The organism is Thauera carbonicopians (genome assembly GCF_025699485.1).
Lineage (GTDB): Bacteria > Pseudomonadota > Gammaproteobacteria > Burkholderiales > Rhodocyclaceae > Thauera.
In genome coordinates this window covers 122,916-148,623 of the sequence record NZ_JANUXN010000007.1, presented here as the reverse complement: position 1 = coordinate 148,623, position 25,708 = coordinate 122,916, and the positions used below count along the sequence as shown (strand labels likewise).

Genomic DNA, 25,708 nt, shown 5'->3' with positions numbered 1-25,708 from the left:
GCCTGCCGGTCTGAATCAGTGCAACTCGGGCGCGGCGTTATTCTCGATCACGCGCTGGAGCCGGTCGACCAGCTCCTGCCAATCGACGCGGCGATTGTAGCCGATGACATCCAGCGCCGGGATGCCGCCGCCGCGGACGATGGGAAAGCCGCCGTCCGGCCGCCCGCGGCCGGCGATGCCGTTCATTTCGCAGATGCCATTGACCAGCACGCAATGGAAACCGAGTTCGCGATAGCCGAAAGTGTCGAACACGCTCAGCACGCCGCGCTGCAGAGCCGCGATCGCCCCGCCGCCGCCCAGCGCGCCGATGTTCTGCACCGCCCGCTGGCTGATGCGCCGGCGATAGCTCCCCGGGCTGCTGGCAAGCCGCAGATCGAACGCCACTGGCCGCCAGCCGGCCAGCTCCAGCCCTTTCACGTCGGCATCCACATAGCCGCTGATGCTGCCGAAGCTGAAGGTGTCGGTGAGCTGGGCCAGATCCAGATGGCGCGCCTCGATGTCGGCGCGCAGATTGGAGGCGACGCCGAAAGGCTCGCTGACGCGCAGGCCGGTCGCCTGCAGATAGCCGTCGAACACCGAAACCACCAGCGCGCCATCCAGCGAGATCTCGCCGGTGCTGACGCGCATGCCCGGCATGGACGCCGACAGAATGCCGGACATCGACGGCCAGCCGAGCGCCTCGGTCAGCAAGGCCATCGACAGCGGCTCGACGACCACGCCGCCCTGCCCGCGCCAGCCCTCCGCGCCGTGTTCGAGCGCAAGACCGTCCAGCACCAGGGCACCATCCAGCAAGGGAATGCGGATCTGCCCGAAAGCGATCTGCCCGCCATCGAGCAGCGCATCCACATCGAAGGCGCCGAGCGACAGGGCTTCCCAATACCCGCCCTGAACCTGCAAGCTGGCGCGTGTTGGCGCAGTCGCCGACCAGGGCAGATGGCCGGACAGCGGCCCGAAGGCCAGCCCGCGTCCGCGCACCTCGCCGCCTTCATCCACGCCGGCGAGGCTGACGCCGGCGCCGTCGAAGACCAGATCCAGGGAGAGGAGTTGCCCGTCCCTGATCTCGGCGCCGGCGCCGACATGGCCGGCAAAACGCAGGCGATCCGCCAGCGCCGGAACCAGCGCCGGCGTGATCCAGTGCGGACCGAGAATCGCCAGATCGCCGCCGGCCAGCGACAGTGTGAGATCCTGCAGGCTCGGTGGTTCGCGCGCGATGCGGGCGGTCAGGGCGAACTGATCGACGCCTTCGAGTTTCAGCGTCGCCATGCGCAGCACGAGCTCGTCGTCGTTCAGCCGGCCTTCCGCCTGCAGCACCGGCCCCGACCGCAGGTAGAGCGGATGCAGGTAGGCTTCGCCGCCCTCCCATGCCAGCCGGCCCTGCCAGTCCCAGCCTGCAGCCAGCGCCCGGGCCGTGAGATCGAGCGACAGCGCCAGGCCTTCGGCCGCCTGCAGGCCATCCGGGCTGGAGAAACTGCCGCCGCTCAGTCGCGCCTGAAGTTGCAGCTTTTCATGCGGACCGGCATCGCCGGCCTGCCGCCACGCCAGCCTGGCATCAACCGTCCCTTTGGCTGCGTACTGCGCCAACTCCGCCGCAAGCGCCGGCGAAACCTGCGCAGCGAAGCCGGCCAGGTCTCCACTCAGTTCTCCTATCTCGAAGCGCGTCAGCACTACCTCGACGAGATTGCCGCCGTCATGGCGGATATCCACGGTCGAGCCCGACGATAGCCGCAGTGCGGCGTCGAAAGCGGATGTCAGCGGGTCGAAGCGGAAATCGATGCGCAGCGGCAGGCGCTTGGCGCCGACGCGGATCTCGCCCCTTCTGCAGCGAATCTCCGGAAATGCGGCATCGGCTTCGGGACAGGAGAGATGCAGTCCACGCCACGCCCGCTCGCCCAGCGCCAGGTGGGCGATACGCAGCTCGGGCCCCTTGCTGCCGGCAGCGAACTGCAGCTCCACCCCCTGCACGGACAGGCCGGGGGCGCGAATGTCGCCGATCGACAGCCGGATGCGTTCGATGCCCTGTACCGGCAGTACCCAGGCCAGCGCCAGCAGAACCAGCCAGCAGCAACGGGCGGCGATCCTGGCCGCCATGCCCGGCGGTGCGCCCTCAGGCCGGGAACACACCCGTCGACAGATAGCGGTCGCCACGGTCGCAGACGATGGACACGATCACCGCATTCTCGAGCTCGGCGGCCAGCCGCAGCGCGACGTGCATCGAGCCGCCCGACGAGATGCCGGCGAAGATGCCTTCCTCGCGCGCCAGCCGGCGGGTCATTTCCTCCGCCTCGGCCTGGCTGACGCGTTCGACGCGATCGACCCGCGGGCGCTCGAAGATCTTCGGCAGATAGGCTTCCGGCCACTTGCGGATGCCCGGAATCTGCGAACCCTCTTCCGGTTCGCAGCCGACGATCTGGACCTCGGGGTTCTTTTCCTTGAGGAAGCGCGAAGTCCCCATGATGGTGCCGGTGGTGCCCATCGAGCTGACGAAATGGGTCACGCGGCCGCCCGTCTGCTCCCAGATCTCCGGACCGGTGCCTTCGTAGTGGGCCAGCGGATTGTCCGGATTGGCGAACTGGTCGAGGATGATGCCCTTGCCTTCGTCGCGCATCTTGTCGGCGATGTCGCGCGCCATCTCCATGCCGCCGGAAGTCGGCGTCAGCACCAGTTCGGCACCGAAGGCGCGCATCGTCTGGCGCCGTTCCACGCTCTGGTTCTCCGGCATCACCAGGATCATGCGGTAGCCGCGCATCGCCGCGGCCATCGCCAGGGCGATGCCGGTGTTGCCGCTGGTCGCTTCGATCAGGGTGTCGCCGGGCTTGATCTCGCCGCGCGCCTCGGCATGCATCACCATCGACAATGCCGGCCGGTCCTTGACCGAACCGGCCGGGTTGTTGCCTTCGAGCTTGGCCAGGATGACGTTGTTGCGGCCGGCATTGATGCGTTTCAGCCTCACCAGCGGGGTGTGGCCGACATAATCTTCCAGCGTCTTGAATTCCATGTATCGGGGTCTCGGAATGAGGCAGGTGGCTGCTTCAGGTCGCTCAGGGCGTCAAATCGAATTCTTCGGTTCGCCGCGGCGGATAAGTCTCCCAGCCGCCGCAGGCCGGACAACGCCAATGGAACTGGCGGGCCTTGAAGCCGCAGGCGTCGCAGCGATAGCGGGCAACCTTGCGCGTATGGCCGTGGATCAGTTGCTTGATCAGTTCGACGTCGCCGCGCTGCTCGCTCGGCACCGTCAGCAGCGCGGCTTCGAGCAGCTTGTCCAGGCCCAGCAGCGTGGGGTTGCGGCGCAGTTCCTCGCGCACCAGATCGTAGGCCGCCTGCGGGCCCTGCTTGTCCATTTCCCAATGGAAAAGCTCGTCGAGCAGATCGAGCGAGGCATGGCTGTCGAGCCAGGCACGCAACAGCTGATGGCCTTCTTCCAGCCGCCCGAGGCGGCCATAGGCGTCCATGATGCGCTCGGCGGCCAGAGCGAGATAGACCGGATCCTGGTTCTCGATTCGTTTCCACGCGGCGAGCGCGTCCTCGTCCCTGCCCTGTGCGGCACAGATGTCGCCACGGATCAGGCTCGCGCGCACGCAGCGCGGATTGACCGCCAGCGCCGCCTCGACGTGGCGCTCGGCCTCGTCCGGCTTCGAGTTCGCCAACGCCGCCGACGCCAGTTCACAGTGGAAGTTCGCCACTTCGGTCCGCCACATCAGGCTTTCGTGGCCCGGCAGCGCGTCGGCCACCTCGATCGCCTTCGCCCAGTCCTTCTCCTGCTGATAGATCTCCAGCAGGTAGCGCAGCGCCAGCGCGTCGGCGCGCGTACCGCGCAGGCGGACGAACACCTCTTCTGCACGGTCGAGCAGGCCGGCCTTGAGGAAATCCTGGCCGAGTTCGCCGAGCGCCTGCAGACGCTGCTCTTCGGTGATGTCCTCGCGATCGACCAGCAATTGATGGATGCGGATCGCCCGGTCGGTCTCGCCGCGGCGCCGGAACAGGCTACCGAGGGCGAAATGCAATTCGATCGTCTGCGGATCGATGCGCACGGCTTCGACGAAGGAGTCGATCGCCTTGTCGGGCTGCTCGTTGAGCAGGAAATTCAGGCCGGACAGATAGGAGCGCGGCAATGCCCGCGACTCCTGCACCACCTGGCGAATGTCGATGCGGGCAGCGAGCCAGCCCAGCGCGAAGAACAGCGGAAGGGCCAGCAGCCACCAGAGTTCGATTTCCATGGGACGGCGAAACGCTCAGGAAAGGCTGGGCATCTGGATCTCGGCCGCCGGCTCGGTGGCATTGGCCGTCCGTTCACGCTCGGCGCGCTCCCGCTCCAGCTGGCGGCGCAATTGAGATATCTCGCGGCGCTGGCGCAGCAGCGAAGCGAAAGTCGCCGTGACCCCGAGCAAGGCACCGGCAGCGAAGCTGACGAGGATGACGAACACCAGGGGAAGCTGCCATTGCCCGCCAAAGAAGAAGTTCAGGGTCGCCAGATGATCGTTCTTGATCGCGAACCCGAACAGCAGGATGAACAGCAGGAGACGGATGAACCACATGATTGCGCGCATGGCGCCATTATCACCGAGCACGCAGCAAAAAAGAAGAAAGGCGGCCATCGGGCCGCCTTCCAGTACTGCATCTGTTGCCACTCGCAAGCCCGGCTTGCATCCGATCGCCGCGCGGTCGATCGCCCGTTGGTGGCTGAACTCGCCAGCCGAACCCGGCCCGGCTGCTCAGCCTGCGAGGTCCACGCGTTCGCGCAATTCCTTGCCGGCCTTGAAATGCGGCACGTACTTTTCCGGCACGTGCACCTTCTCGCCCGACTTGGGGTTGCGTCCGACGCGAGGCGGACGATAGTTCAGCGCGAAACTGCCAAACCCGCGGATCTCGATGCGATCGCCGCGCGCAAGCGCGTCGGTCATCGCATCGAGGATCATCTTGACCGCGTAATCGGCATCCTTTGCGACCAGTTGCGGAAAACGCTCCGCAAGCTGGGCGATCAGCTCCGATTTGGTCATGATCGGCTTGCTTACTGCTTCTGCTCGTTCAGCTTGGCCTTCAGCAGCGCACCCAGGTTGGTCGTACCGGACGCGGCGGAGCTGTCGGAAGCCAGCTTGTTCATGGCTTCGTTCTGCTCGGCCTGATCCTTGGCGCGAATCGACAGGTTGATCGAACGGGTCTTGCGATCGACGTTGATCACCATCGCCTCGACTTCGTCGCCTTCCTTCAGCATCGTCGTCAGGTCATCGACGCGGTGGGCAGCGGCTTCGGAAGCACGCAGGTAGGCTTCGACGTCGTCACCCAGCGAGATCACGGCGCCACGCGCATCGACCGACTTCACGGTGCCGCGCACGAGGGTGTTCTTCTCGTGGGTGGCGATGAAGTTGGTGTAGGGGTCGCCTTCGAGCTGCTTGATGCCCAGCGAGATGCGCTCGCGCTCGACGTCGATCGCCAGCACCACGGCTTCGACTTCGTCGCCCTTCTTGAAGCGGCGCACGGCTTCGTCGCCCTGCTCGCTCCACGACAGGTCGGACAGGTGCACCAGGCCGTCGATGCCGCCTTCCAGGCCGATGAAGACGCCGAAGTCGGTGATCGACTTGATCTGGCCGCGGACCTTGTCGCCCTTCTTGTGGTTGATGGCGAAATCGTCCCACGGGTTGGACATGCACTGCTTCATGCCCAGCGAGATGCGGCGGCGGTCTTCGTCGATCTCGAGGATCATCACTTCGACTTCGTCGCCCAGCTGGACGACCTTGGTCGGGTGGATGTTCTTGTTGGTCCAGTCCATTTCGGACACGTGCACCAGGCCTTCGATGCCCTGCTCGACTTCGACGAAGGCGCCGTAGTCGGTGATGTTGGTGACCTTGCCGAACAGGCGGGTGCCTTGTGGGTAGCGGCGCGAGATGCCGACCCACGGATCTTCGCCCAGCTGCTTCAGGCCCAGCGAGACGCGGTTCTTCTCCTGGTCGAACTTGAGCACCTTGGCTTCGATCTCGTCACCGACGTTGAGCACTTCGCTCGGGTGACGGACGCGGCGCCAGGCCAGGTCGGTGATGTGCAGCAGGCCATCGATGCCGCCCAGGTCGACGAACGCACCGTAGTCGGTGATGTTCTTGACGATACCCTTGATGACGGTGCCTTCCTTGAGGTTGGCGAGCAGCTTTTCGCGCTCTTCGCCCATCGACTCTTCCAGCACGGCACGGCGCGAGACGACGACGTTGTTGCGCTTGCGGTCGAGCTTGATGACCTTGAATTCGTATTCTTTGCCTTCGTACGGCGTGGTGTCCTTGACCGGACGCATGTCGACCAGCGAGCCCGGCAGGAAGGCGCGGATGCTGTTGGTCATGACGGTCAGGCCACCCTTGACGCGGCCGGTGATGACGCCCTTGACCAGCGAGCCTTCGTTGAGGGCCTTTTCGAGGTCGTTCCAGGCGGCGATGCGCTTGGCCTTCTCGCGCGACAGGCGGGTTTCGCCGAAGCCGTCTTCCAGCGCGTCGATGGCAACGTGGATGAAATCGCCGACGTTGACTTCGAGTTCGCCGCGGTCGTTGCGGAACTCGTCGACGGGAACATAGCTTTCGGACTTCAGGCCGGCGTTGACGACGACGAAGTTCTGATCGATGCGCACGACTTCGGCGGTGATGACCTCACCGGTGCGCATTTCCTGCAGGGCAAGGCTTTCCTCGAAAAGAGCGGCAAAGCTTTCTTCGAAGGCGGGGGTGGCGTTGGACATGAGGGATAAATCCGGGACCGCCGTGCGACGGCAAAAAAGTGAGATTAAGAAAAAAAGCGCCTGGGCTCACGCCCCTGCGCGCGGCACATCAACCGGCGGCCAGCCCCCGATCCCGCACGAGATCGAGCACGAAAGCCACGGCACCCTCGACGTCCAGTTCGGTCGTATCGAGCAGCACCGCATCCGGCAACTTCACGAGCGGCGCAACGGGCCGTGCCGCATCGCGCGCGTCACGTTCCCGAAGGTCGTCCAGAAGACTTTGCATGTTAGCAGGCAAACCCTTTTCGATCAACTGCTTATAACGGCGCTCGGCACGCGCCTCGGCCGTCGCGGTCAGGAAGACCTTGAGCTGCGCATCCGGGAATATCACCGAGCCCATGTCGCGGCCGTCGCCGACCAGCCCGGGCGCCACGCGATAATCGCGCTGACGGCCGAGCAAGGCTTCGCGCACCGCCGGCAGCACCGCGACCTTCGAGGCGCCCACCGAGCAGGCTTCGCTGCGGATGTCGGTGCTGATGTCGTCGCCGCCGAGCAGCACCCTGCCATCCTCGAAGCGCGCCGGCAGGCGGGCGGCGATCGCCGCGACGCCCGCTTCGTCGTCGAGCGCGACGCCGGCGCGCATCGCCGCCAGCGCGACGATGCGGTACAGCGAACCGCTGTCGAGCACCTTCCAGCCGAGCGCGGCGGCGACGCGCTCGGCCACCGTGCCCTTGCCCGATGCCGACGGACCGTCGATCGCGATCACCGGCACCGGCCGCGTCACCCCGCCGAAAGCATCGAAATAGCCGGGGAAAGTCTTGTTGACGCATTTCGGATCGTTGATCCGCACGCGGCAGCCGCCCAGGCTCACCAGCGAGAAGCACATCGCCATGCGGTGGTCGTCGTAAGTGTCGATCGCCGCCGGCAGCAGGCGCGTAGGCGGCGTCACACGCAGGTAGTCCGCGCCCTCCTCGATTTCGGCGCCGACCTTGCGCAATTCGATCGCCATCGCCGCGATGCGGTCGGTTTCCTTGACCCGCCAGCTGGCGATGTTGCGCAGCCGGCACGGACCGTCGGCGAACAGCGCGGCGACCGCCAGCGTCATCGCCGCATCCGGGATGTGGTTCAGATCGAGATCGAAAGCCTTCAGCACGCCGGACTCGGGCGCCGAAGCCTCGATCCAGTTGTCGCCCATCGTGATCCGCGCGCCGAGCTGCGCCAGCGCCTCGCTGAAGCGGACGTCGCCCTGGATGCTGCTGCGGCCGACGCCTTCGACCCTGACCGGCCCGCCGCCGATCGCGCCGGCGGCGAGGAAGTACGAAGCCGACGAGGCATCGCCTTCGACGAACACCGCGCCCGGGCTGCGATAGCGGGCCCCGCCCGGCACGATGAAGCGCTCCCAGCCCTGCTGCTCGACCTCGACGCCGAAGCGCGCCATCAGATCGAGCGTGATCGCGATGTAGGGCTTGGAGATCAACTCGCCGACGACTTCGACCGTGGTCTGCACCCCGGTCAGCGGCAAGGCCATCAGCAGCGCGGTGAGGAACTGACTGGAGACGTCGCCCCGCACGCTGACCACGCCGCCCGGACTGATCGACGCCGGCTTGATGTGCAGCGGCGGATAGCCTTCGTTCGCCGTGCAGCTGATGTCGGCACCGAGCTGGCGCAGCGCCTCGACCAGGTCGCCGATCGGACGCTCGTGCATCCGTGGCACGCCCGACAGCCGGTATTCGCCGCCGGACAGCGCCAGCGCCGCGGTCAGCGGCCGGAAGGCGGTACCGGCATTGCCGAGGAAAAGCTCCGCGGCCTTGACCGGAAACGGCCCACCGATACCATCGACGACGTAGTCGAGCGTGTCGCCCTTGCGCTGCCAGCGCACGCCGAGCGCCTGCAGCGCCTCCAGCATGCGTTCGACGTCGTCGGACGACAGCAGGTCGCGGATCTGGGTACGGCCTTCGGCCAGCGCGGCGAGCAGCAGCACGCGGTTGGAGATGCTCTTGGAGCCGGGCAGGCGCACGCTGCCGCTCGCGCCCAGCATCGGGGACAGGTCGAGGAATTCCATGTTTCGTCTCTTATTGACGCAGCCCTTGAACAGGCTGCTTTCGAAAAGCCGGGTAGGATGGGTAGAGCCGCCGGCGAAACCCATCGCCTCGATGACGACTCCGTTTTAGCCATTGATGGGTTTCGCTGCGCTCTACCCATCCAGGCCGGAAGTGGGGACACAGCCGCCCGATCATTCCGCCGTCTGCACCGGCAGGCCTTCGGCCCAGGCGTTGCGGGCACGCCGGGCGCGCTCGAAGACGGCTTCGAGCGCATCGCCATCGCCCGCCGCGAGCATCTGCCGCAGGCTGGCCAGTTCGCCGAGATAGGCATCCAGTTCAGTCAGTAGCGCCACTCTGTTGGCGACGCAGATGTCGCGCCACATTTCCGGGTGGCTGCCGGCGATGCGGGTGAAATCGCGGAAACCGCTGGCCGCATGCGAAAACAGCAGTTGCGCGTTGTCGCGCCGTGCCAGGTCGTCCACCAGGCCGAAGGCGAGCAGATGCGGCAGGTGGCTGACGGCGGCGAACACGCTGTCGTGGTCCTGCGGCGTCATGTCGACCACGCTGGCACCGCAGGCCTGCCAGGCCGCCCGCACGAGCTCGACCGCATCGGCCCGGCTGTCGGGCAACGGTGTCAGCACGACCTTGCGCTTGACGTAGAGATCGGCGAAGGCAGCATCCACGCCGCTCTTTTCCGCGCCCGCGATCGGGTGTGCCGGCACGATCTGCAGCAGCTGCGCACCGAGGTGGCGCTGGATGGCTTCGATCACGTCGCGCTTGGTGCTGCCGGCATCGGTGACAACCGTCCCGGCGTCCAGGTGCGGCGCCATCGCCGCCATGATGGTATCCATCTGCCCCACCGGCGCAGCCAGCAGCACCATGTCGGCACCGGCGAGCGCCGTGGCCCAGTCATCGGCGATTTCGTCGATGACGCCCAGCTCCAGCGCACGCTCCAGCGGCTCGCGCCGCCGGCCGATGCCGACGATGCGGCCGACCGCCCCCGCACGCCGCAGGCCGAGCGCGAACGAGCCGCCGATCAGGCCGACACCGCAGATGACGAGCTTGCCGATCAGCGGCGAGGTCTCGCGGCCTTCCATCAGGCCAGCGCCCGCTTCAGCGCGGCGATGAAGCGGGCGTTCTCTTCCGGCAGCCCGATCGACACCCGCAGCCAGTGCGGCATGCCGTAGCCGGCGATCGGGCGCACGATCACGCCCTGCTGCAGCAGTGCATGATTGACCCCGGCGGCGTCGCCGACCTTGAAGGTGACGAAGTTGCCGGCCGACGGAATCCACTCCAGCCCCAGCGCGACGAAGGCGTCGGTGAGTTGCTGCATGCCGCGCCGGTTCAGCTCGGCCGACTGCTCGATGAACTCCTCGTCGTCCAGCGCCGCTCCGGCTGCCGCCAGCGCGACGCTGGAAACGTTGAAGGGCTGGCGCACCCGGTTCATCAGGTCCGCCACTTCGGCATGCGCGACGCCGTAGCCCACCCGCAGACCGGCCAGGCCGTAGGCCTTGGAGAAGGTGCGCGACACCAGCAGGTTGGGAAAGCGCTCGATCCAGGCGATGGCATCGTAGCGCTGCGCCGGCGCCAGGTATTCGGTATAGGCCTCGTCGAGCACCACCAGCACGTCCTGCGGCACTTTGTGCAGGAAAGCCTCGATGTCCCTGCCCGACAGGAAAGTGCCGGTCGGATTGTTCGGGTTGGCGATGAAGACGATGCGGGTATCGGGCGAGATCGCCGCCGCCATCGCATCCAGGTCGTGGCCGAAGTTCCTCGCCGGTACTTCGACGCCGCGCGCACCGCGTGCCTGCGTCGCCAGCGGATAGACGGCAAAGGCATGCTGGGCATACACCGCCGAACAGCCGGGGCGAAGGAAAGCCTGGGTGGCGATCTCGAGGACGTCGTTGGAACCGTTGCCGATCACCAGTTGCTCGGGCTGCACGCCGAGCTTGCGGCACAGCGCCGCCTTCAATGCAAAGGCGCCGCCGTCCGGATAGCGCGCCAGATCGGTCAACGCCATGCGCGCGGCATCGCGGGCACGCGTGCTCATCCCCAGCGGATTCTCGTTCGATGCGAGCTTGACGATGCTCGATTCGGCAAGACCCATCTCCCGCGCCAGCTCGGAGATCGGCTTGCCCGGCTGGTAGGGCATGATGGCGCGGATATGGTCCGGGGCACGGCTTGCTACGCTCATGGCTGTCTCCTTGATGGCACGTGGCCTCGTTCGTCGAATGCTCGGGGCGGATTCAGGGTGTCAGATCGCGGCGATCGGGTAGGAGCCGAGCACCTTCAGGAAAGCGGCGCGATCGGCCAGCTCGGCGAGCGCGGCGGCGACCTCGGCATCTTCGCGGTGGCCGTTGATGTCGGCGTAGAACACGTATTCCCACAAGCCTGACTGTGCCGGGCGCGACTGCAGCTTGGTCATGTCCACACCGTGGCGCGCGAGCGGTTCCAGCAAGGCATGGATCGCCCCCGGACGGTTCGGCGCCGAGAACACCAGCGAGGTGCGGTCGCTGCCCGAAGGCCCCGCGTCGTGATTGGCAATGACGAGGAAGCGCGTGGTGTTGTTGGGATCGTCCTCGATGTTGGGCGCGAGGATGTTCAGGCCGTACAGCTTGGCCGCCGCCTCGCCCGCGATCGCGCAGGACTCGGCATCCTCCGCCGCCAGCCGCGCCGCCTCGGCGTTGCTCGCCACCGGGATGCGCGGCAGGTGAGGCAGGTTGCGGTTGAGCCACTCGTGGCATTGCGCCAGCGACTGCGCATGCGAATACAGGCGCTTGGCGGCGCCGATGCCGTCGGCACGCGACATCAGTTGCTGATGGATGCGCAGCCTGACTTCGCCGCAGACCTTGACCGGGCTCGCCAGCAGCAGGTCGAGCGTGATATTGACCGCGCCCTCGGTCGAATTCTCGACCGGCACGACGCCGTAATCGACGTTGCCGGCTTCGACCGCGCGGAACACGTCCTCGATCGTCGCCATCGGCATGAAACCCGGCGCGGAACCGAACTGCTTGCGGCTGGCGCTCTCGGAAAAAGTGCCGGCCGGGCCGAGATAGGCGACGCGCTGCGGATGCTCCAGCCCCAGGCAGGCCGACATGATCTCGCGGAAGATCGTCTTCACCGCGTCCGCCGGCAGCGGTCCGGGGTTCAGTTCGGCCAGGCGGCGCAGCACCTGGGCTTCGCGCTCGGGGCGATAGAACGGGGCATTGCCCTGCTTCACTTCGCCCACGCGCTGCGCGCAGCGCGCACGCTCGGACAGGCGGGCGAGGATTTCCTCGTCGAGGCGGTCGATTTCGTTGCGCAGCTTCAGCAGTTCGTCGCTCATGCTCGGTCCTTCGGTTCAAGCCTTGCGCGCGGCAAAATCGCGCATGAAGTCCACCAGCGCCTGCACCCCGGCCAGCGGCATCGCGTTGTAGATCGACGCGCGCATGCCGCCGACCGACTTGTGGCCCTTCAACTGCATCAGGCCCGCGGCCTTCGACTCGGCCAGGAAAGCGTCGTTGAGCGATTCGTCCTTCAGGAAGAAAGGCACGTTCATGCGCGAACGGCAGGCCGGATCGACGCGATTCTCATAAAAATCGCTGCCGTCGAGGAAGTCGTACAACAGCTTCGCCTTGGCGACGTTCTGCGCCTCCAGCGCAGCCACGCCGCCCTGGCGCTTGATCCACTGGAACACCAGGCCGGCGATGTAGATGCCGTAGGTCGGCGGCGTGTTGTACATCGAGGCGTTCTCGGCCACGGTCCTGAAATCGAAAGCGGCCGGGCAGTGCGGCATCGCGCGGCCGAGCAGGTCCTCGCGCACGATGACGATGGTCAGGCCGGCCGGGCCGATGTTCTTCTGCGCGCCGCCGAAGATCAGGCCGTATTTCGACACGTCGATGGCGCGCGACAGGATGTGCGAGGACATGTCGGCGACGACCGGCACTTCGCCACGACCGATCCGGGCCAGATCGGGCTCGAAGGGATATTCGACGCCGCCGATGGTTTCGTTGGTGCAGGTGAAGAGGTAGGCCGGATCGACCGACAGCTTCCAATCCGCCATCGGCGGCACGGTGGTGAAGCCGCTCGCTTCGGAAGTGGCGGCGATGTTCACCTCGGCGTACTTGCGCGCCTCCTTCTGCGATTTCTGCGACCAGGAGCCGGTGACGACGTAGTCGGCGACCCGCTTGTCGCCGATCAGGTTCATCGGGATGATCGCATTCGCCGCGATCGCCCCGCCCTGCATGAACAGGATGCGATAGTTGGCCGGCACGGCCAGCAGTTCACGCAGATCGGCCTCGGCCTGCACGGCGATCGAGGTGAACTCCTTGCCGCGATGGCTCATCTCCATCACGCCCATGCCCGAACCCTGCCAGTCGAGCATCTCCTCGGCGGCCTGGCGCAGCACTTCCTCGGGCAGCACGGCCGGGCCGGCGCTGAAGTTCCACACCCGGCTCATCAGGCGTCTCCCTGTTCGTCGGCCGCCGGCGCTTCGCCCTGGCCGTCGTTGCCGTCCCCGTCGGCAGGCTCCCCGGCTGCAGCAGCCTCGCCTTCGTCTTCCGCGCGCATGCTTTCGTCGGACTCCGACTCCGCCACTTTCTCGATGCTGGCGAGGAAAGTACCGTCGTCGAGGTTGATCAGGGTCACGCCCTGGGTCGAGCGGCCCATCTCGCGGATGCTCTCGACGCCGGTGCGGATCAGCACGCCGCCGGTCGAAATCAGCATCACCTCGTCGCCCGGCTCGACCAGCACCGCGCCCACCAGCTTGCCGTTGCGGTCGGAGGTCTGGATCGCGATCATGCCCTTGGTGCCGCGGCCGTGGCGAGTGTATTCGGCCACCGGCGTGCGCTTGCCGTAGCCGTTCTCGGTCGCGGTCAGCACCGACTGCGATTCGTCCTTGGCCACCAGCATCGCGATCACCGCCTGGCCGTCCTCCAGCATCATGCCGCGCACGCCGCGCGCTTCGCGGCCCATCGGCCGCACGTCGGTCTCGGCGAAGCGCACCGCCTTGCCGGCGTCGGAGAACAGCATCACATCGCATTGACCGTCGGTGATGGCGACGCCGATCAGGTGGTCGCCGTCATCCAGGTTGACCGCGATGATGCCGGCCTTGCGCGGGTTGGAGAAGGCGGTCAGCGCGGTCTTCTTGACCGTGCCTTCCGAAGTCGCCATGAACACGAAGTGCTCCTCGTCGAACTCCTTGATCGGCAGCACGGCGGTGATCTTCTCGCCTTCGACCAGCGGGAACAGATTGACGATCGGCTTGCCGCGCGAGTTGCGCGTCCCTTCGGGCACTTCGTACACCTTCAGCCAGTAGCAGCGGCCGCGGCTGGAGAAGCACAGCACGGTGTCGTGGGTGTTGGCGACGAAGAGATGGTCGATGAAGTCCTCGTCCTTCATCGAGGTCGCCTGCTTGCCGCGGCCGCCGCGGCGCTGGGCGCGGTAGTCGGCCAGCGGCTGGCGCTTGAAGTAGCCGGTGTGCGACAGGGTGACGACCATGTCTTCCGGCGTGATCAGGTCCTCGATGTTGATCTCGGCGGTGTTCATCACCAGTTCCGAGCGGCGCGGATCGCCGAACTGGTTGCGGATCGCGCTCAGCTCCTCGACGATGATCGCGGTGATGCGCTCGGGACGGGCGAGGATGTCGAGCAGGTCGGTGATGATGTCCATCACTTCGCGGTACTCGCCGACGATCTTGTCCTGCTCCAGCCCGGTCAGGCGCTGCAGGCGCAGTTCCAGGATGGCCTGGGCCTGGGCTTCGGACAGGCGATAGCCCTGCGCCGACAGGCCGAACTGCGGATCCAGCCCTTCCGGCCGGTAGCTGTCGGCCATCGCCCGCGACAGCATCTCCTCGACCAGCGGCGAACGCCAGGTGCGCTCCATCAGGCCGCGCTTGGCATCGGCCGGCGTCGGCGCGGCCTTGATCAGGGCGATGATCTCGTCGACGTTGGACAGCGCCACCGCCAGGCCTTCGAGGATGTGGCCGCGGTCGCGCGCCTTGCGCAGCTCGAAGATGGTGCGGCGGGTGACGACCTCGCGGCGGTGCTCGAGGAAGCACACCAGCATCTGCTTCAGGTTCAGCAGGCGCGGCTTGCCGTCGACCAGCGCCACCATGTTCATGCCGAAACTGTCCTGCAGCTGGGTGTGCTTGAACAGCTTGTTCAGCACCACCTCGGGCATCTCGCCGCGCTTGAGCTCGACCACCAGGCGCATGCCGGACTTGTCGGATTCGTCGCGGATCTCGCTGATGCCTTCGATCTTCTTTTCGTTGACCAGCTCGGCCATGCGCTCCTGCAGGGTGCGCTTGTTGACCTGGTAGGGCAGTTCATCGACGACGATGGCTTGGCGGTCGGTCTTGCCGATCGGCTCGAAGTGGGTGCGCGCGCGCATCACCACCCGGCCGCGGCCGGTGCGGTAGCCTTCATGCACGCCGTGCAGGCCGTAGATCAGGCCGGCAGTCGGGAAGTCGGGCGCCTTGACGATGTCGATCAGCGCTTCGATGTCGGTATCCGGCTCTTCCAGCAGCTTCAGGCAGGCATCGACGATCTCGCCCAGGTTGTGCGGTGGGATGTTGGTCGCCATGCCGACCGCGATGCCGCTCGAACCGTTGATCAGCAGGTTGGGGATGCGCGCCGGCATGACCAGCGGCTCCTTCTCCGAGCCGTCGTAGTTCGGGCCGAAGTCGACCGTTTCCTTGTCGATGTCGGCCAGCAGTTCGTGGCCGATGCGCGCCATGCGGATTTCGGTGTAGCGCATCGCCGCGGCATTGTCGCCGTCGACCGAACCGAAGTTGCCCTGGCCGTCGACCAGCATGTAGCGCAGCGAGAAATCCTGCGCCATGCGCACGATGGTGTCATACACCGCGGTGTCGCCGTGCGGATGGTATTTACCGATGACGTCGCCGACGATGCGCGCGGACTTCTTGTAGGCACGGTTCCAGTCGTTGGACAGCTCGTGCATCGCGAACAGCACTCGGCGGTGCACCGGCTTGAGGCCGTCGCGCGCATCGGGGAGTGCGCGGCCCACGATCACGCTCATCGCGTAGTCGAGGTAGGAGTGCCGCATCTCCTCTTCGAGGCTGATCGGCAGGGTTTCCTTGGCGAACTGGGTCATGCTCGAAGGCGGCGAAAGCCGCGTGAATCAAAACGGTCAATGCTACCACGAGCCCCTGCCCTACAGCCGCAGACGAGCCCAAAGGAAGCACACTTCCGTCAGGAGCACAACGAGCAGAGGCGCGAAGAACACGCACCGGAAGGTCATGCAGCCGTAGTCATCCATACAGCTGCGCACATGACAAATATATCCGTCACATGCATTGCAGAGCCAACAAGGAGGAGCGTTACCCACTCCCCCTCTTCCTGCGCAGCCACCGGAGCCCCTTCAGGCTCCAGTGGCCAAATGGGCGATCAGTTGAGCTTCAGTTCGCCCTTCATCACTGCCCAGTGGCCCGGGAAGGAGCAGAAATAGGTGTACTTCTCGCCGGCGGCGAGCTTGGAAACGTCGAACGTGACCGAATCGGTTTCGCCACCGCCAAGCAACTTGGTGTGGGCAACGATGCGGGCATCGCCATCGACGAGGTAGTCCTTGGCCGGACCGGCCTTGGCGCTGTCGGCAGCCAGATCCTTGACGTCGGCGTCCTTCGCCAGCACCCAGTTGTGGCCCATGGCAGCCTTGGCCAGCTTGCCGACGTGCTTCAGCGTGACGGTGAATTCCTTGCAGCTCTTGTCGACCACGATTTCCTTGGTGTTGAACTGCATCATGTCGTTGCCTTCGATGGTGGCCTCGCAGGCGGCCCAGGCCGGCGCGACGGCAGCGGACAGCAGAACGCAGGCGGCAACTTTCTTCAGTTTCATCGATATCTCCTATGGTTTCCTGGCGAGCAGGAAGGGACTCAACTGTAACAATGACACAGGCAAACGCCGGGTATCACGTGGAATTCCGGAATGGTGAAGGCCCGTCGAACCGACCGCCTTCAACTTGGAACGAGAACCAGTCCGGACGGGCTATTGTGCGCCAGCGCGCAGCCTGCCGCAATGGCTGCTTCTTCACCAAAGGTTTCCTCTTGAAATCGAATCGCCCGCCCCAACATGCCGGCCAGGAACAGCCATCAACAGGGAGCAAGAACCCATGCAGGACCCGAGCCAGAATCCGAATGCCATACCGGAAACCGAACAGCCGAGCGCTCCCGCAGCGGCCGCGCCGGACACCGCAGAAAATAAGCCGGACACCATGCCCAGCCTGGAGGAAAGCCTGCGCCAGGCCGAACTGAAGGCCGCCGAGCACCACGACGCCTGGCTGCGCGCCAAAGCCGAGACCGAGAACGTCCGACGCCGCGCGCAGGAGGACATCGTCAAGGCCGGCAAGTTCGCAGCCGAAAAGTTCGCCGGCGCGATGCTGCCGGTCAAGGACAGCCTCGAAGCCGCACTCGCGGTGGAGAACCAGACCCTCGAAAACCTGCGCGAAGGCGTCGAACTGACGCTCAAGCAGCTCGTCGCCGCCTTCGAAAGCGCCAACCTGACGGAAGAAAATCCGCTCGGCCAGAAGTTCGATCCGAACAAGCATCAAGCGATCAGCACCGTCGAAGCGGATGCCGAACCCAACACCGTCGTCACCGTGCTGCAGAAGGGCTACCTGCTCAACGAACGCGTCATCCGTCCGGCGCTGGTGATGGTCGCCAAGGCGAAAGGACAGTAAGAGCAGCCGCCCCCGCGGGCAATCTGCGCGCGGCGGCTTGAAACTCTGCCGCGCCACCCCATATTCGAACCAGACCGGACGGCGACGCCGCTCCATCACCTCATTCAGACACAAAGGAACTTTCATGGGCAAGATCATCGGCATCGACCTCGGCACCACCAACAGCTGCGTTTCCGTGATGGAAGGCGGCAAGCCGAAGGTCATCGAGAACTCCGAAGGCGCGCGCACCACCCCGTCGGTGGTCGCCTACGCTGAAGACGGCGAAATCCTGTGCGGTGCGCCGGCCAAGCGCCAGGCGGTCACCAACGCCAGGAACACCCTGTTCGCGATCAAGCGCCTGATCGGCCGCCGCTTCGAAGAGAAGGAAGTGCAGAAGGACATCGACCTGATGCCCTTCGCCATCACCAAGGCCGACAACGGCGACGCCTGGGTCGAAGTGCGCGGCAAGAAGATCGCGCCGCCGCAGGTGTCGGCCGAAGTGCTGCGCAAGATGAAGAAGACCGCCGAGGACTATCTCGGCGAGGAAGTGACCGAAGCCGTCATCACGGTGCCGGCCTACTTCAACGACAGCCAGCGCCAGGCCACCAAGGACGCCGGCCGCATCGCCGGGCTGGAAGTCAAGCGCATCATCAACGAGCCGACCGCGGCCGCGCTCGCCTTCGGCATGGACAAGAAGCCGGGCGACTCCAAGATCGCCGTCTATGACCTCGGCGGCGGCACCTTCGACATCTCGATCATCGAGATCGCCGACCTCGACGGCGAGCACCAGTTCGAAGTGCTGGCGACCAACGGCGACACCTTCCTTGGCGGCGAGGACTTCGATCAGCGCCTGATCGACTACATCGTCACCGAATTCAAGAAGGAACAGGGCGTCGACCTCAAGAACGACGTGCTCGCGCTGCAGCGCCTGAAGGAAGCAGCCGAGAAGGCCAAGATCGAGCTGTCCTCCGGCCAGCAGACCGAAGTCAACCTGCCCTACATCACCGCCGACGCCTCGGGACCGAAGCACCTGGCGGTCAAGATCACCCGCGCCAAGTTCGAGGCGCTGGTCGAGGATCTGGTCGAGCGCTCGATCGAGCCCTGCCGCGTCGCGCTGAAGGATGCCGGCCTGAAGGTATCCGACATCGACGACGTGATCCTGGTCGGCGGCCAGACCCGCATGCCGATGGTGCAGGAGAAGGTCAAGGAGTTCTTCGGCAAGGAGCCGCGCAAGGACGTGAACCCCGACGAAGCCGTGGCCGTCGGCGCCTCGATCCAGGGCGGCGTGCTGCAGGGCGAAGTCAAGGACGTGCTGCTGCTCGACGTCACCCCGCTGTCGCTCGGCATCGAGACCCTGGGCGGCGTGATGACCAAGCTGATCCAGAAGAACACCACGATCCCGACCAAGGCCTCGCAGGTGTTCTCCACCGCCGACGACAACCAGAGCGCGGTGACCATCCACGTGCTACAGGGCGAGCGCGAAATGGCTTCCGGCAACAAGAGCCTGGGCCAGTTCAACCTGTCCGACATCCCGCCGGCGCCGCGTGGCATGCCGCAGATCGAGGTCACCTTCGACATCGACGCCAACGGCATCCTGCACGTGTCGGCCAAGGACAAGGCCACCGGCAAGGAGAACAAGATCAAGATCCAGGCCAACTCCGGCCTGTCGGACGACGAAGTCGAGCGCATGGTGCGCGACGCCGAGGCGCACGCCGAGGAAGACAAGAAGGCGCACGAACTGGTCGATGCCCGCAACCAGTGTGACGCGCTGGTGCATTCGACGCGCAAGGCGCTGGGCGAATACGGCGACAAGCTGAGCGACGACGACAAGGCCAAGATCGAAGCCGCGATCAAAGATGCCGAAGAGGCGATCAAGGGCTCCGACAAGGACAGCATCGAAGCCAAGAGCCAGGCCCTGGCGATGGCCGCGCAGAAGCTCGGCGAACAGATGTATGCCCAGGCCCAGGCCGAGGGCGGTGATCAGGCCGGCGCCCAGTCGTCCGGCAGCAAGGCCGACGACGCCGACGTGGTGGATGCCGAATTCACCGAAGTGAAGGACAAGAAGTAATCGTCATTCTGGCGAATCCTTCGCGGCCGAGCCCCGCCGGAGCCCTGCTCCGGCGCCGGCTCGGCCTTTGCTTGAGACCAGACTGAGCGAAGCACCATGTCCAAAAGGGATTACTACGACGTTCTCGGCGTCAACCGCGATGCCGGCGACGACGAGATCAAGAAGGCCTACCGCAAGCTGGCCATGAAGTACCACCCGGACCGCAATCCGGACAACAAGGACGCCGAGGAGAAGTTCAAGGAGGCCAAGGAGGCCTACGAGATGCTCTCCGACCCGCAAAAGAAGGCCGCCTACGACCGCTACGGCCATGCCGGCGTCGACCAATCGATGGGTGGCGGCCAGGGCTTCGAAGGCGGCTTCGCCGATGCCTTCGGCGACATCTTCGGCGACCTGTTCGGCGGCGGCCGCGGCGGGCGCTCGAACGTCTATCGCGGCGCCGACCTGCGCTACAACCTCGAGATCACGCTCGAGGAGGCTGCGCGCGGCGCCGAGAAGACGATCCGCATCCCCACCGTCGAGGAATGCGGCACCTGTCACGGCAGCGGCGCCAAGCCCGGCACCCAGCCCAAGACCTGCCCCACCTGCAACGGCCACGGCCAGGTGCGGGTGCAGCAGGGCTTCTTCTCGATCCAGCAGACCTGCCCGAAGTGCCACGGCAGCGGCAAGATCATCCCCGACCCCTGCCGCGACTGCGGCGGCGCCGGCCGGGTCAAGAAGCACAAGACGCTGGAAGTGAAGATCCCCGCCGGCATCGACGAAGGCATGCGCCTGCGCCACGGCGGCCACGGCGAACCGGGTGTCAATGGCGGCCCGCCGGGCGATCTCTACGTCGAGATCCACATCCGCAAGCATGCGGTGTTCGAGCGCGACCACGACGACCTGCACTGCGAGATGCCGCTGAGCTTCACCACCGCGGCGCTCGGCGGCGAAATCGAGATCCCGACGCTGGAAGGCATGGCCCGGCTGAAGATTCCGGCCGAGACGCAGAGCGGCAAGGTCTTCCGCCTGCGCGGCAAGGGCATCAAGAACGTGCGCAGCCACGTGCATGGCGACCTGCTCTGCCACGTCGTGGTCGAGACGCCGGTCAAGCTCACCGAACGCCAGAAGGAACTGCTGCGCGAATTCGAGGAGATCTCCAGCGGCAACGCCGACCGCCACAACCCGAAAGCCAAGTCCTGGATGGACAAGGTGAAGGACTTCTTCGGCACCTGAGCGGCAGCCGCGACGATGGGCCTTGTCGGCCCATCCGCCCGCACGACTCTTCCGGCGGCGCCCGTTCAGGCATGAAAATGGCCTGCCATCTTCCGGATGGCAGGCCATTCTTTCGTCATCGGGGCTGCTCCGCCCCGACAGTACCCCGCTCAGGCGCGACGCCAGGTCGTGCCGCCGGCACCGTCCTCCAGCACGATGCCCGCTTCGGCCAGTTCGGCACGGATGCGGTCGGCTTCGGCGTAGTCCTTGTTCTTCTTGGCCGCCGCACGCGCGGCAATGCGCGCTTCGATCGCCGCCGCATCCAGCCCGCCGGCATCCGGTGCTCCCGCCTGCAGGAAAGCCACCGGATCGCGCTGCAGCAGGCCGAGCACCGCACCCAGTGCCTTCAGCTGCCGCGCCAGCCCCGGCGATACGCTGCGATTGACCTCGTTGGCCAGTTCGAACAGTACCGCCATCGCTTCGGCCGTGTTGAAGTCGTCGTCCATCGCCGCGCGGAAGCGCCTCGCATGAGCTTCGTTCCAATCGACTTCGCCCTCGCCTTCGGCCGGCACGTTCTTCAAGGCCGTGTAGAGCCGCGTCAGCGCACTGCGCGCATCCTCGAGATGCGCATCCGAGTAGTTCAGCGCGCTGCGGTAGTGGGCGCGCAGGATGAAGAAGCGCACCACTTCGGCGTCGTACTTCTGCAGCACCTCGCGGATGGTGAAGAAGTTGCCGAGCGACTTCGACATCTTCTCGTCATCGACACGCACGAAGCCGTTGTGCATCCAGTAATTGACGAAGGCGTGGCCGTGCGCGCCTTCGGACTGGGCGATCTCGTTCTCGTGGTGCGGGAACTGCAGGTCCATGCCGCCACCGTGGATGTCGAAATGGTCGCCGAGCAGTTCGGAGCTCATCGCCGAGCATTCGATGTGCCAGCCCGGACGGCCGGCACCCCAGGGCGAATCCCACTTCACCTCGCCCGGTTCCTCGACCTTCGCATGCTTCCACAGCACGAAGTCGAGCGGATCGTTCTTGTCCTGGGCGACATCCACCCGCTCGCCGGCACGCAGCTCGTCGAGCGACTTGCCCGACAGCTTGCCGTAGCCGTCGAACTTGCGCACCGCGTAGCAGACGTCGCGGTTGGCGGCGACGTAGGCCAGGCCTTTCTGCTCGAGGCGCGAGATCAGGCTCTGCATCTGGACGACGTAGTCGGTGGCGCGCGGCTCGTGGTCCGGGCGCAGCACGCCGAGGGCATCGGCGTCCTCGTGCATCGCGGTAATGAAGCGGTCGGTCAACTGGCGGATCGACTCGCCGTTCTCCTGCGCGCGGCGGATGATCTTGTCGTCGATGTCGGTGATGTTGCGCACGTAGTTCACATCCAGCCCGCTGGCCCGCAGCCAGCGCGCCACCATGTCGAACACCACCATCACGCGCGCATGGCCGAGGTGACAGAAGTCATACACCGTCATGCCGCACACGTACATGCGGACCTTGCCGGGCTCGATCGGGGTGAAGACTTCCTTGCTGCGCGTCAGGGTGTTGTAGATGGAAAGCATCGGCGAATGGAAAAACGGTGGGGAGGATCGGTTGAAAACCGGTTCGCCGGCGGCGCAATTGTGAGGGGGGGTGCTTGTTGCTAGAATCCCGCGTCACCCAGGCGCCGGGCCGGCAGTCGAAGGCCGCAAATATACCACGGCCGCAATGCCTGCCATTTTCCCGGCCGCCACGACGTCCGCCGCCCATCCGGCCCCATGGCCGCGCACCGGAGATTCCATGAAAAAGCAGCTGATCGCCTTTGCCGCGCTGGCATCGACCGCCCTGACCAGCCTCGGCGCCCTCGCCGCCAACCCGATGGTCGAACTCAAGACCAGCCAGGGTGCAATCGTCGTCGAAGTCTTCGCCGACAAGGCGCCCAAGTCCGCCGAAAACTTCGTCCAGTACGTCAAGGACGGCTTCTACGACGGCACCGTGTTCCACCGCGTCATCGACGGCTTCATGGTCCAGGGCGGCGGCTTCGATGCCGACATGAAGCAGAAGAGCACCCGCGCGCCGATCGAGAACGAAGCCAGGAACGGCCTCAAGAACGAACGCGGCACGCTGGCGATGGCCCGCACCGCCGATCCGCATTCGGCCAGCGCGCAGTTCTTCATCAACCTGGTGCCCAACACCTTCCTCGACTATCCCTCGCGCGACGGCTGGGGCTACGCGGTGTTCGGCAAGGTCGTCAAGGGCATGGACGTGGTCGACAAGATCGCCAAGGTGCAGACCGCCAACCGCGGTTTCCACCAGAACGTGCCGGTCGAGGCGGTCGTCATCGAGAACGCCAGCGTGCTCGAGAACGCAGCGCCGAAGAAAGTGGGCAAGTAAGCGAGCCCGCATCCCCAACAGCTTTCCCCAGGAGAACAGCACATGGCAGTCAAGCTGCACACCAACCACGGCGTCATCACCCTCGAACTCGACGCCGATAAGGCGCCGCAGACCGTGGCCAACTTCATCGCCTACGTCGAGGCCGGCCACTACGACAACACCATCTTCCACCGCGTCATCGACGGCTTCATGATCCAGGGCGGCGGCTTCACCCCGGGCATGGACCAGAAGCCGACCGGCGAGCAGATCAAGAACGAAGCCGACAACGGCCTCAAGAACGAGCGCGGCACCATCGCCATGGCCCGCACCCAGGCGCCGCACTCGGCCACCGCCCAGTTCTTCATCAACGTCGCCGACAACGACTTCCTGAACTTCCGCTCGCCCGACCTGCAGGGCTGGGGCTACTGCGTGTTCGGCAAGGTCAGCGACGGCATGGACGTGGTCGACGCGATCCGCAAGGTCAAGACCGGCTCCAGCGGTTTCCACCAGGACGTGCCGAAGGAAGACGTGATCATCGAGCGCGCCGAAGTTGTCTGACAGCCAGGCCGATCAGCGGGTCCCCGGGGACTCGCTGGCCCGCATGCCGGCAGCCTTCCATGCGGGGCTGCCGGCATTGTTCATTTCGGACCTGCACCTGGCCGAGGACGCGCCCGACACTGCCGCAGCCTTCATCGAGTTCCTGCAGGGGCCGGCACTCGAGGCCGCCAGCCTGTTCATCCTCGGTGACCTGTTCGAATACTGGGCGGGCGACGACGATCTCGACGACGGTTTCAATCAACGGATGTGCGCCGCCCTCCGGGCCGTGTCGGACGCGGGTGTCGCGGTATTCTTCATCCGCGGCAATCGCGACCTGCTGGCCGGCGAAGGTTTCGCCCGGGCCGCCGGCCTCACGCTGCTGCCCGATCCCTGCCTGCTCCGCTTCGACCGGGCCGTCGACGCACCCGCCCTGCTGCTGAGCCACGGCGACGTGCTATGCACCGATGATCTCGCCTATCAGGCCTATCGCCGCCAGGTCCACGACCCCGCGTGGCAGCGCGACTTCCTCGCCCAGCCGCTGGCCGCGCGCAAGGCCTTCATCGAAAGCCTGCGCCGGAAGAGCGAGGCCGCCAAACAGACGAAAGCCATGGAGATCATGGACGTCAATGCCGACGCGGTCGCCGCCCTGTTCCGCACGACTGCGGACGCAGTGCTGGTGCACGGCCACACCCATCGTCCCGCACGCCATGTCCATGTCGTCGATGGCCGGCAGCGCATCCGCTGGGTGCTTGCCGACTGGCACGGCGAAGCACGCTGGCTCGCCTTCGACGGCCGGCGGTTCACCACTGAAGCCGGCACGCCGGACTGAGCAGATGCTGCTGCGCTAGTTCCGCTGCGTCGGCCCGGATTCCGGGGCCGAAAACGGCGAACGGGGCATTCGCCCCGTTCCTGTCAGTTGCCCGTCACGTCCCGGCCGTCAGGCGCCCGCTGCTCAGCGCCACCCGCACGACGCCACCGCATGGGGCGCCACCCGGCTCAGGCTTGCAGCCCGCGGGCGAGATCCGCCTTCAGGTCCTCGACGGCCTCCAGCCCCACCGCGACGCGCAACAGGCCGTCGCCGATGCCGGCCGCGGCGCGCGCTTCCGCTGTGATGCGGCCGTGCGTGGTCGTCGCCGGATGGGTGATCGTCGTCTTGGTATCGCCGAGGTTGGCGGTGATCGACATCAGGCGCGTCGAATCGACCACTCTCCATGCCGCCTCGCGCCCGCCCCTGACGTCGAAGCTGACGATGGCGCCGCCCGATTTCTGCTGGCGCATCGCCAACTCGTGCTGCGGGTGCGACGGCAGGCCGGGGTAATAGACGCGGGCCACGCCGGGCTGGGTCTCGAGCCAGCGGGCCAGTTCCAGCGCCGCGGCCGACTGCGCTTCCATGCGGATGCGCAGGGTCTCCATGCCCTTGAAGATCACCCAGGCATTGAACGGCGACAGCGTCGGCCCGGCCGTGCGCAGGAAGCGGAACACCTCTTCGGTGATCGCCTTCCTGCCCGCCACTGCGCCGCCCAGCACGCGGCCCTGGCCGTCCAGGTACTTGGTCGCCGAATGCACGACCACGTCCGCGCCGAGTTCCAGCGGACGCTGCAGCGCCGGCGTGCAGAAGCAGTTGTCCACCGCCAGCAATGCGCCGGCTTGGTGGGCGATCTCCGCCACCGCGGCGATGTCGACCACTTCGGTCAGCGGATTGGACGGCGTCTCGATGAAGAACAGCCGGGTGCGCGGCGTCACTGCCTTGCGGTAGGCATCGAGGTCGGTCGCCGGTACGAAAGTGGTTTCGATGCCGAACTTCGACAGGATGCCGCCGAACAACTGCTGGGTGGCGCCGAACAGGCCGTTGGAGGCAACGATGTGATCACCGGCCTGCAAGGTCGCCATGACCAGCGACAGGATCGCCGACATGCCGGACGCCGTCGCCACGCAGGCTTCGGCGCCTTCGAGCGCGGCAAGCCGCGTCTGCATCGCGGTGACGGTCGGGTTCGAGAAGCGGGCGTAGACGTTGCCTTCCTCCTCGCCGGAGAAACGCGCCGCCGCCTGCGCCGCATTCTCGAACACGAAGCTCGAGGTCAGGTACATCGCTTCGCCGTGTTCGCCGAACTGGCTGCGTTCGATGCCGGAGCGGATCGCCAGCGTATCCGGATGAAGGGGAAGGTCTTCAGGGAGCGTCATTGC

21 protein-coding genes are annotated in these 25,708 nt (G+C 66.0%); 6 read left to right on the top strand and 15 right to left on the bottom strand.

What is annotated here, in order from left to right; translation table 11 throughout:
• Positions 1-15: 15 nt before the first annotated feature.
• From NX068_RS11545 to azu, 13 genes are all read right to left on the bottom strand, one after another.
• Positions 16-2,088 carry a translocation/assembly module TamB domain-containing protein gene (locus NX068_RS11545; RefSeq protein ID WP_263461416.1) on the bottom strand — a complete coding sequence of 691 codons (2,073 nt, stop codon included), beginning with the start codon at positions 2,086-2,088 and terminating at the stop codon, positions 16-18.
• Positions 2,089-2,104: 16 nt separating this feature from the next.
• Positions 2,105-2,995, bottom strand: coding sequence for a cysteine synthase CysM (gene cysM, locus NX068_RS11540; RefSeq protein WP_068637058.1), 891 nt, complete (start codon positions 2,993-2,995; stop codon positions 2,105-2,107).
• Positions 2,996-3,038: 43 nt separating this feature from the next.
• Positions 3,039-4,214, bottom strand: coding sequence for a lipopolysaccharide assembly protein LapB (gene lapB / locus NX068_RS11535; protein ID WP_263461415.1), 1,176 nt, complete (start codon positions 4,212-4,214; stop codon positions 3,039-3,041).
• 15 nt (positions 4,215-4,229) lie between these two features.
• Entirely contained in the window at positions 4,230-4,544 is a 315-nt protein-coding gene (locus tag NX068_RS11530; RefSeq protein WP_068637081.1) for a LapA family protein, read from the bottom strand.
• A 165-nt stretch (positions 4,545-4,709) separates the two neighbouring features.
• Positions 4,710-4,994, bottom strand: a complete 285-nt coding sequence (locus NX068_RS11525) for an integration host factor subunit beta (protein WP_068637056.1) — start codon at positions 4,992-4,994, stop codon at positions 4,710-4,712.
• An 11-nt stretch (positions 4,995-5,005) separates the two neighbouring features.
• Positions 5,006-6,709: a 30S ribosomal protein S1 gene (gene rpsA, locus NX068_RS11520; RefSeq protein ID WP_263461414.1), complete on the bottom strand. Its 1,704-nt coding sequence runs from the start codon at positions 6,707-6,709 to the stop codon at positions 5,006-5,008.
• 88 nt (positions 6,710-6,797) lie between these two features.
• Positions 6,798-8,750 carry a bifunctional 3-phosphoshikimate 1-carboxyvinyltransferase/cytidylate kinase gene (locus NX068_RS11515; RefSeq protein WP_263461413.1) on the bottom strand — a complete coding sequence of 651 codons (1,953 nt, stop codon included), beginning with the start codon at positions 8,748-8,750 and terminating at the stop codon, positions 6,798-6,800.
• Between the two features lie 171 nt (positions 8,751-8,921).
• Positions 8,922-9,827 (bottom strand): prephenate dehydrogenase, encoded by a 906-nt coding sequence (locus NX068_RS11510; protein ID WP_263461412.1) that lies wholly within the window; start codon positions 9,825-9,827, stop codon positions 8,922-8,924.
• Positions 9,827-10,924 carry a histidinol-phosphate transaminase gene (gene hisC, locus NX068_RS11505; RefSeq protein WP_263461411.1) on the bottom strand — a complete coding sequence of 366 codons (1,098 nt, stop codon included), beginning with the start codon at positions 10,922-10,924 and terminating at the stop codon, positions 9,827-9,829. Before hisC ends, NX068_RS11510 begins: the two co-directional genes overlap by 1 nt.
• A gap of 60 nt (positions 10,925-10,984) precedes the next feature.
• Positions 10,985-12,055 carry a prephenate dehydratase gene (pheA, locus tag NX068_RS11500; RefSeq protein ID WP_263461410.1) on the bottom strand — a complete coding sequence of 357 codons (1,071 nt, stop codon included), beginning with the start codon at positions 12,053-12,055 and terminating at the stop codon, positions 10,985-10,987.
• Positions 12,056-12,070: 15 nt separating this feature from the next.
• On the bottom strand, positions 12,071-13,168 hold the full coding sequence (gene serC, locus NX068_RS11495) for a 3-phosphoserine/phosphohydroxythreonine transaminase (RefSeq protein ID WP_263461409.1): 1,098 nt from the start codon (positions 13,166-13,168) through the stop codon (positions 12,071-12,073).
• Positions 13,168-15,822, bottom strand: coding sequence for a DNA gyrase subunit A (gene gyrA / locus NX068_RS11490; protein ID WP_263461408.1), 2,655 nt, complete (start codon positions 15,820-15,822; stop codon positions 13,168-13,170). The genes serC and gyrA overlap by 1 nt, the downstream gene beginning before the upstream one ends.
• Positions 15,823-16,115: 293 nt before the next feature.
• Positions 16,116-16,562, bottom strand: coding sequence for an azurin (gene azu / locus NX068_RS11485; protein ID WP_263461407.1), 447 nt, complete (start codon positions 16,560-16,562; stop codon positions 16,116-16,118).
• Between the two features lie 274 nt (positions 16,563-16,836).
• Here azu and grpE point away from each other — a divergent pair, with 274 nt between their 5' ends.
• The 3 genes from grpE to dnaJ all read left to right on the top strand — a co-directional run bounded on the left by grpE (position 16,837) and on the right by dnaJ (position 20,662).
• Complete coding sequence (gene grpE / locus NX068_RS11480) at positions 16,837-17,403, top strand: nucleotide exchange factor GrpE (RefSeq protein ID WP_263461406.1); 567 nt, start codon at positions 16,837-16,839, stop codon at positions 17,401-17,403.
• 124 nt (positions 17,404-17,527) lie between these two features.
• Positions 17,528-19,450 (top strand): molecular chaperone DnaK, encoded by a 1,923-nt coding sequence (dnaK, locus tag NX068_RS11475; protein ID WP_263461405.1) that lies wholly within the window; start codon positions 17,528-17,530, stop codon positions 19,448-19,450.
• Positions 19,451-19,546: 96 nt separating this feature from the next.
• Positions 19,547-20,662 (top strand): molecular chaperone DnaJ, encoded by a 1,116-nt coding sequence (gene dnaJ / locus NX068_RS11470; RefSeq protein ID WP_263461404.1) that lies wholly within the window; start codon positions 19,547-19,549, stop codon positions 20,660-20,662.
• 149 nt (positions 20,663-20,811) lie between these two features.
• On the opposite strand, the gene cysS is transcribed toward dnaJ, so the two are convergent.
• Positions 20,812-22,197 (bottom strand): cysteine--tRNA ligase, encoded by a 1,386-nt coding sequence (gene cysS / locus NX068_RS11465; RefSeq protein ID WP_263461403.1) that lies wholly within the window; start codon positions 22,195-22,197, stop codon positions 20,812-20,814.
• A gap of 217 nt (positions 22,198-22,414) precedes the next feature.
• On the opposite strand from cysS, the gene NX068_RS11460 reads away from it, so the two are divergent.
• Genes NX068_RS11460 through NX068_RS11450 form a run of 3 tightly spaced genes read left to right on the top strand, consistent with a single transcriptional unit; the run spans position 22,415 to position 24,353 of the window.
• Complete coding sequence (locus NX068_RS11460) at positions 22,415-23,008, top strand: peptidylprolyl isomerase (RefSeq protein ID WP_263461402.1); 594 nt, start codon at positions 22,415-22,417, stop codon at positions 23,006-23,008.
• A 42-nt stretch (positions 23,009-23,050) separates the two neighbouring features.
• The gene (locus NX068_RS11455) at positions 23,051-23,545 is read left to right on the top strand and encodes a peptidylprolyl isomerase (protein WP_263461401.1); all 495 of its coding nucleotides are present in this window, start codon (positions 23,051-23,053) and stop codon (positions 23,543-23,545) included.
• Between the two features lie 43 nt (positions 23,546-23,588).
• Positions 23,589-24,353, top strand: coding sequence for a UDP-2,3-diacylglucosamine diphosphatase (locus tag NX068_RS11450; protein WP_263461442.1), 765 nt, complete (start codon positions 23,589-23,591; stop codon positions 24,351-24,353).
• Positions 24,354-24,520: 167 nt separating this feature from the next.
• Here NX068_RS11450 and NX068_RS11445 read toward each other — a convergent pair whose 3' ends face one another.
• Positions 24,521-25,705, bottom strand: a complete 1,185-nt coding sequence (locus NX068_RS11445) for an O-succinylhomoserine sulfhydrylase (RefSeq protein WP_263461400.1) — start codon at positions 25,703-25,705, stop codon at positions 24,521-24,523.
• Positions 25,706-25,708: the final 3 nt, after the last annotated feature.

Excerpts from the sequence above, each read along its gene's own strand:
- NX068_RS11545 (WP_263461416.1), bottom strand. The coding sequence starts at position 2,088 with ATGGCGGCCAGGATCGCCGCCCGTTGCTGCTGGCTGGTTCTGCTGGCG.
- NX068_RS11455 (WP_263461401.1), top strand. The coding sequence starts at position 23,051 with ATGGCAGTCAAGCTGCACACCAACCACGGCGTCATCACCCTCGAACTC.
- NX068_RS11525 (WP_068637056.1), bottom strand. The coding sequence starts at position 4,994 with ATGACCAAATCGGAGCTGATCGCCCAGCTTGCGGAGCGTTTTCCGCAA.
- cysS (WP_263461403.1), bottom strand. The coding sequence starts at position 22,197 with ATGCTTTCCATCTACAACACCCTGACGCGCAGCAAGGAAGTCTTCACC.
- NX068_RS11510 (WP_263461412.1), bottom strand. The coding sequence starts at position 9,827 with ATGGAAGGCCGCGAGACCTCGCCGCTGATCGGCAAGCTCGTCATCTGC.
- NX068_RS11450 (WP_263461442.1), top strand. The coding sequence starts at position 23,589 with ATGCCGGCAGCCTTCCATGCGGGGCTGCCGGCATTGTTCATTTCGGAC.
- dnaJ (WP_263461404.1), top strand. The coding sequence starts at position 19,547 with ATGTCCAAAAGGGATTACTACGACGTTCTCGGCGTCAACCGCGATGCC.
- grpE (WP_263461406.1), top strand. The coding sequence starts at position 16,837 with ATGCAGGACCCGAGCCAGAATCCGAATGCCATACCGGAAACCGAACAG.
- pheA (WP_263461410.1), bottom strand. The coding sequence starts at position 12,055 with ATGAGCGACGAACTGCTGAAGCTGCGCAACGAAATCGACCGCCTCGAC.
- cysM (WP_068637058.1), bottom strand. The coding sequence starts at position 2,995 with ATGGAATTCAAGACGCTGGAAGATTATGTCGGCCACACCCCGCTGGTG.
- rpsA (WP_263461414.1), bottom strand. The coding sequence starts at position 6,709 with ATGTCCAACGCCACCCCCGCCTTCGAAGAAAGCTTTGCCGCTCTTTTC.
- NX068_RS11515 (WP_263461413.1), bottom strand. The coding sequence starts at position 8,750 with ATGGAATTCCTCGACCTGTCCCCGATGCTGGGCGCGAGCGGCAGCGTG.
- NX068_RS11460 (WP_263461402.1), top strand. The coding sequence starts at position 22,415 with ATGAAAAAGCAGCTGATCGCCTTTGCCGCGCTGGCATCGACCGCCCTG.
- lapB (WP_263461415.1), bottom strand. The coding sequence starts at position 4,214 with ATGGAAATCGAACTCTGGTGGCTGCTGGCCCTTCCGCTGTTCTTCGCG.
- gyrA (WP_263461408.1), bottom strand. The coding sequence starts at position 15,822 with ATGACCCAGTTCGCCAAGGAAACCCTGCCGATCAGCCTCGAAGAGGAG.
- azu (WP_263461407.1), bottom strand. The coding sequence starts at position 16,562 with ATGAAACTGAAGAAAGTTGCCGCCTGCGTTCTGCTGTCCGCTGCCGTC.
- hisC (WP_263461411.1), bottom strand. The coding sequence starts at position 10,924 with ATGAGCGTAGCAAGCCGTGCCCCGGACCATATCCGCGCCATCATGCCC.
- dnaK (WP_263461405.1), top strand. The coding sequence starts at position 17,528 with ATGGGCAAGATCATCGGCATCGACCTCGGCACCACCAACAGCTGCGTT.
- NX068_RS11530 (WP_068637081.1), bottom strand. The coding sequence starts at position 4,544 with ATGCGCGCAATCATGTGGTTCATCCGTCTCCTGCTGTTCATCCTGCTG.
- NX068_RS11445 (WP_263461400.1), bottom strand. The coding sequence starts at position 25,705 with ATGACGCTCCCTGAAGACCTTCCCCTTCATCCGGATACGCTGGCGATC.
- serC (WP_263461409.1), bottom strand. The coding sequence starts at position 13,168 with ATGAGCCGGGTGTGGAACTTCAGCGCCGGCCCGGCCGTGCTGCCCGAG.